The organism is uncultured Campylobacter sp., assembly GCF_937949835.1.
Lineage (GTDB): Bacteria > Campylobacterota > Campylobacteria > Campylobacterales > Campylobacteraceae > Campylobacter_B.
The window spans coordinates 1-4803 of the sequence record NZ_CALEDC010000457.1 but is presented as its reverse complement, the minus strand read 5'-3'; the positions used below and the strand labels follow the sequence as shown (position 1 = coordinate 4803).

The window sequence follows — 4803 nt, the reverse complement described above, 5'->3', positions numbered from 1 at the left end:
GCGCCTTGAAATACTCGCCAAGCTTGGCGATGTATTCATACATAGCCGCAAATTCATGCAAAGTATCGTAAAAAACGATATGATCGAGCGGCTTTTTGTCGCGCAGTAACAAATCTAGCATCGCCGTGCTATCTTTGCCGCCCGAAAGCGTTGCGATATAGGTCATACTATTTTCCTCCTCCTATTCTCTCGTAAATCGGCATATTGCGCTCATCAAATTCACCCGTCCATATGCGTATTTCGTAGTTTTTCATCGGCATCGGCAAAGATAGCTTTGGGTTGCACGCCTCGCCATAGCCCCATAATATCGTGATGGTTTTCTGGGCGAAATTTATTTCCCAAGGTTCTACCTTTTCGCCGGTTTGCTTATCAACGATTATCATCTCTTTCGGTTTTATTGCAGAAATCATTCCTCATCCTTTTCTCGCGGCAATCTAAAGCCTAGTGCGTAAAGAGGGACAGCTGTTTCTATTTCATTGGGACCGAGCATTTCTTTGTCAAGGTCGCTTGTTGTGTATCTAGCGTCTGTCATTTTCCACTCGCCATCTACATCTTGGTATTCCCAATACCAAAGGACGTCATCGACTTTGATGAAAATTTTCTCGAAATGTTCGTATGCCCCTTTGCATTGATACCCTTCTTCTTCTGCCGTATATTTCTCGCCTATCGAAACTACGCGATAAATATCTCCCCGATAAAGAGGTTGTCCCTCCTTTTCCAAATGGACGAGCATGTCGCCTATTTTAAATTTCGGTCCCCTTTTCTCTTTAGGTTTGATGCGGTATTCGAATTTATCCCAATTCCAAAGCGGGAGGTTTACAAAAGTCCATTCTCCTTCGCAATTAGCCGAACGCCTCTCTATCCCCTCACCTCTCTCATAAGCTTGCAGAACCTCAATCATTTCTTTTGTCGTCATTTTGTATCCTTTAAAATTTCTGGGTTCCGTAGATACTGCCGAGGACTTCAAACCCGCCTGAGGCATTTTTGCACCCCTTCGTAATCGGAATATCAGGCACAATTTTCGATAGATCACGCATATAAAATCCGCAATCAAAGCGAATTTCATAAATAAGCAGATCCCATCTGACGATGTATCCAGTATAAATTTCTACGCCGTTTTTGTCTTTAAAACCGGCAAATTGTAATAGTTCAATATCTTTGAAGCTCGCCTCAAAATTTACGGCCGTTTCTTTATCCCAAAGCGTCACTTCTTCGTTTGCGAAGTCGATACTTAGCACCTCATAAATTCGTCCATCGGCTTTTAAGAACGCTTTAAATTTAATCTCTCTCATCGTCCCCTCCTTCATACAGTTTCTTTATGATTTGCTTTGCTTTTTCGTATTTCTCACGCTGCCCCTTTTCGTGATAAAGGCGAAAAGCAATATCGTCTAAAAACAGATTGCCATAGGTCATTGTTTTGGAGCATTTAAATTTCCCGCCTGTCGAAAAGCAAACCGTCAGTCCCTCAAAAATATTTTCGTGCAGGCTATGGAAAGGGAAGTCATCCCGTATCTGCTCTCCGGCAATTTTAAAAAACGCCTTTTGCGCTTGTTTTTTCTTATCTTTGATCTCTACAAGCCTTCTTTGAAGCTCTTGCAGTTCTGTTTTATAGCTCATTAACTTCTCTCCTTAAAAAATACTAGCCAATGCGTTTCTGTCGCCGTCTTTTGCCCCAATAGCGGAGCTACGGAAAAACACTTTAGCACCTCGCTTAACTTGATTTGATTTTCATTCCATTTGAAAATTAACGTTCCGCCTGGCTTTAAAACTCGCATACATTCATCAAAACCCCTTGCCAAATCCTCGCGCCAGCTCTCGTCAAGCTTGCCATATTTTTTTGCCATCCAAGAGTTTTGGCCGAGCCTAAAAAGGTGCGGCGGATCGAATATCACAAGATAAAAGCTTTCATCCGCAAAAGGCAAATTTCTAAAATCCGATATAGTATCCGGGCTAACTTCAAAGATTCGTCCGTCGCAAAGCGTGTAGCTTTCTTTGCGGATGTCACAAAAATGCACACTTTCATTTTGCTTATCGAAATAAAACATCTTGCCGCCGCAGCAAACGTCAAGTACTGGTTTCATCCTATATCCTCGCAAGCAAAACCGCCATAATGAGAGAAAAATAGAGCGCCAAGCAAAACACGATTAAAACAATTTGCTTAAATTTCATCTTTTTCCTCCTTTTTAGAGCCTGCCGCTTCTCTCATAGCCTCCCGCTCACGAGCTAGAAACTCCGCGCGCGCTTCTGCGTTCATTGCCAAAAGCGCCTCTAGGTTCTCGCACATTTTCTCTACTATCTTTCCGCCACGATGCCATCGAAATCGCAAAAAGCGCTGAAGCACATTTAAGTGCGGCGAGCCCGTGCCCTTGTGTGCGATCCACGCAAGCTCATAATCGCTTGCGACTAATTCGATCGCCTCATAATAAAGCCGCTCTATTCGCTCTTTAAGCGCGGGAGTGATCGGGTCTTTAAAGGCTAGATAATAGTGCTCCGTCTCTACCTGTAGCGCCCCATCTAGCTTACGGAAGCGATCCGTGCGCCCGATCTTTCGGTCCTTACTTGCCTGCACGTCGATTACGTAGAGCTTTTTGCCCTCGCGCTTTGCAAATTCACTCGCGTTCATCCACATAGGGCTCCCTCTCTGCAAAATCCATCGCATCGTCTATCTCTCTATCATACGCCGTATCCGCTCCGTAATCATCCCACCATTGTGTCTCCGCTGCGGCGCGCCATTCATCGAAGTCGCCGTATTCGTTTAGCCATTCTAGCTCGCCCATTGTCCCCTCCTTAAAACGGGATCGTGTTGCCGCCGTCATCATATTTATCGGCTGCGGGCTTTTTGGCTCGGCTTTGCGCTCCGCCGCTTTGAGTGTAGTTTTGCGTGCCGCCCTGATTGTTTTGAGGGCTGCCTAGCATCTCTAGGCTCTCTACCTCTACTACGTGCTTACTGCGGTTTTGTCCGCTTTGATCCTGCCACTGCTCCAGCTTGAGCCGCCCCTCTACGGCAAGCTTTGAGCCTTTGCGGAGGTATTGATTGGCGACCTCCGCCGTGCGCCCGAAAAACTTCAGGTCAATAAAGCAGGTTTCCTCCGCGGTTTCCCCCTGCGCGTTCTTAAATTTTCTCGTTACGGCGATACCCGAGTTTCCGACGCAATATCCGCTCTGCGTGTATCTTAGCTCGATATCGCGGGTTAAATTTCCGATTAAAACGACTTTATTCATTTTATTTCCTTTTCAAATTCTTTGATAAATTCGGGCTCTATGCCGTTTTCGGCGCAGAGCGTCTCGATGTAAGCCAAATGAGCTAGCATATCCGCCGTGCTTAGTTGCGTGTAGCTTAGCGGGGCGCCATCTTTTTCCCTTGGATAGTCGAAATCCAGCACCTTTAAAAGCTGCTTTAGGGTGCCCGCGCTAAGATAAAACGGGCGAATGGCGATGCGATGCTCTCTGATACATAAATATCTAAGAGATCGCATCTGTGCCAATACTACGCCGTGCATAAAGCGGTTAAACTGCCCGCTAATTTGCAACTCTCACGCTCCAGCGCTCGCTACCCGCCTTTAAAAACTCGTCTGGGATTACGGCGCCGCTTTGCTCGCAATATGCCTTATAGTCATAGCTAGGCTTAATTTCTGACTTGCAGATAGTTAGCCCGTAAGCCTTTATTTCTACACCGCCAGCTTTTTTAATGGCGCGCTTTTTTAGCTCGTCAAGCCTATCGTCAAGCTCTTTTTTCTGCGCGCTAAGGGTTAAAATTTCATCGCTCAAGCTTAGCCACTCCTCATCGGGAGCGGCTTTAGCATAGGTCGCCTCAAACTCGTTCCACGCCTTAATAAGCTTTTTGATCGCCTTTTCGTCGCGCTCTACGACAACGTGGCGGATTTGCAGATCGAAATTATCGTCTATCTTGCCGACGGCAAAAATACACTTCGCGAGGTCGCAAACGAAAAGCTGGTGTTGGATCTGCCAAAAATACTTTTCGCTAGGTTTGCCGGTACGCTCCAAAACCTCATACTCGTTCGCGCTAAATTTAATCTCTAAAATTTCGCCGTCTATAATGTCTAGCCCGTCAAAGCTCGCGCTAAATCTCGGATCATCGTCGCTAAGTCCTACGACGGGCTGAAAATCCGCGTTTAAAAGCTTGTTGATATACTCGCGGATTTTGGGCTCATACTCTTTGCCGAGCCTCATTGCCTCGCTCTGAAAAATCTCTTTGCCGCCGTATTTGATTTCGGCTAGTTTGTAAGGCTTGTTAAAACCGCAGCCCATAACGTCGCCTGCCTCGGAGGCGTTAAATTTATCTTTTCTATATTCCAGCCACTCGGGGCTTCCTTGTTGTAAATTTATGAATTTCATTACGCGCCCTTTCTCATTTCTTGCGCCTTTGCGAGCTTTTGCAGAAGCTGTGCGCGCACTTTCTCAAACGGCACAAACGCTATGTCGCTTGTCTTATACGCCGCGGCTACCTTTTGTGGATCGGTGCCGCTCGCCTCGCAAAGCTGAAGCAGATCCGCCACCTGTTCCGCACTCATCGGCGCGGGGTATTCGCCTCTCTTATTAGCAGCACCGGCGCCGTGATCGTTAGTGGCGTCGGCATCCTTGGCGTCATCTATTGCAAATAGCCCGTTTAGCGCATATTTTCTAGCGTAGCTTGAGGCCGCGCCCGTGATTTGGCTCTCGTCGCTACCTTTTTTGCTTGCGGGCTCTCTAGCATACGCACTTACGCCCACCTCGCCGTCTTTGCCTTTTAGCGTGACAGTCGCTTTTACGTAGATGCGGTCGGCTACGGCTATAATTTCATCT

General features: G+C 46.7%; 12 protein-coding genes. All 12 read right to left on the bottom strand.

All coding sequences use genetic code 11. The annotated features are described in order from the left end of the window. On the bottom strand, positions 1-166 hold a 166-nt coding region (locus tag Q0256_RS11635; protein WP_367271961.1), incomplete at its 3' end, for a phosphoadenosine phosphosulfate reductase family protein. A 1-nt stretch (position 167) separates the two neighbouring features. Further along, the gene (locus Q0256_RS10180) at positions 168-410 is read right to left on the bottom strand and encodes a hypothetical protein (RefSeq protein WP_297962716.1); all 243 of its coding nucleotides are present in this window, start codon (positions 408-410) and stop codon (positions 168-170) included. Further along, entirely contained in the window at positions 407-916 is a 510-nt protein-coding gene (locus Q0256_RS10175; RefSeq protein WP_297962714.1) for a hypothetical protein, read from the bottom strand. Before Q0256_RS10175 ends, Q0256_RS10180 begins: the two co-directional genes overlap by 4 nt. Positions 917-926: 10 nt before the next feature. After that, positions 927-1292 (bottom strand): YopX family protein, encoded by a 366-nt coding sequence (locus Q0256_RS10170; RefSeq protein ID WP_297962712.1) that lies wholly within the window; start codon positions 1290-1292, stop codon positions 927-929. Further along, the gene (locus tag Q0256_RS10165) at positions 1279-1617 is read right to left on the bottom strand and encodes a hypothetical protein (protein ID WP_297962710.1); all 339 of its coding nucleotides are present in this window, start codon (positions 1615-1617) and stop codon (positions 1279-1281) included. Before Q0256_RS10165 ends, Q0256_RS10170 begins: the two co-directional genes overlap by 14 nt. Next, positions 1617-2081 (bottom strand): class I SAM-dependent methyltransferase, encoded by a 465-nt coding sequence (locus tag Q0256_RS10160; RefSeq protein WP_297962708.1) that lies wholly within the window; start codon positions 2079-2081, stop codon positions 1617-1619. The genes Q0256_RS10165 and Q0256_RS10160 overlap by 1 nt, the downstream gene beginning before the upstream one ends. A gap of 77 nt (positions 2082-2158) precedes the next feature. Further along, positions 2159-2623, bottom strand: coding sequence for a hypothetical protein (locus Q0256_RS10155; protein ID WP_297962706.1), 465 nt, complete (start codon positions 2621-2623; stop codon positions 2159-2161). Continuing rightward, a complete protein-coding gene (locus Q0256_RS10150) occupies positions 2610-2777 on the bottom strand; it encodes a hypothetical protein (RefSeq protein WP_297962704.1) in 168 nt (55 codons plus the stop codon). Before Q0256_RS10150 ends, Q0256_RS10155 begins: the two co-directional genes overlap by 14 nt. A gap of 10 nt (positions 2778-2787) precedes the next feature. After that, positions 2788-3222 carry a single-stranded DNA-binding protein gene (gene ssb, locus Q0256_RS10145; RefSeq protein ID WP_297962702.1) on the bottom strand — a complete coding sequence of 145 codons (435 nt, stop codon included), beginning with the start codon at positions 3220-3222 and terminating at the stop codon, positions 2788-2790. After that, a complete protein-coding gene (locus Q0256_RS10140; RefSeq protein ID WP_297962700.1) occupies positions 3219-3485 on the bottom strand; it encodes a hypothetical protein in 267 nt (88 codons plus the stop codon). Before Q0256_RS10140 ends, ssb begins: the two co-directional genes overlap by 4 nt. Positions 3486-3519: 34 nt before the next feature. Then, positions 3520-4356, bottom strand: coding sequence for a lambda-exonuclease family protein (locus Q0256_RS10135; RefSeq protein ID WP_297962698.1), 837 nt, complete (start codon positions 4354-4356; stop codon positions 3520-3522). Next, positions 4356-4803, bottom strand: a 448-nt coding sequence (locus Q0256_RS10130; RefSeq protein ID WP_297962696.1) for an ERF family protein, incomplete at its 5' end; no start/stop codon positions are given. The genes Q0256_RS10135 and Q0256_RS10130, both read right to left, overlap by 1 nt.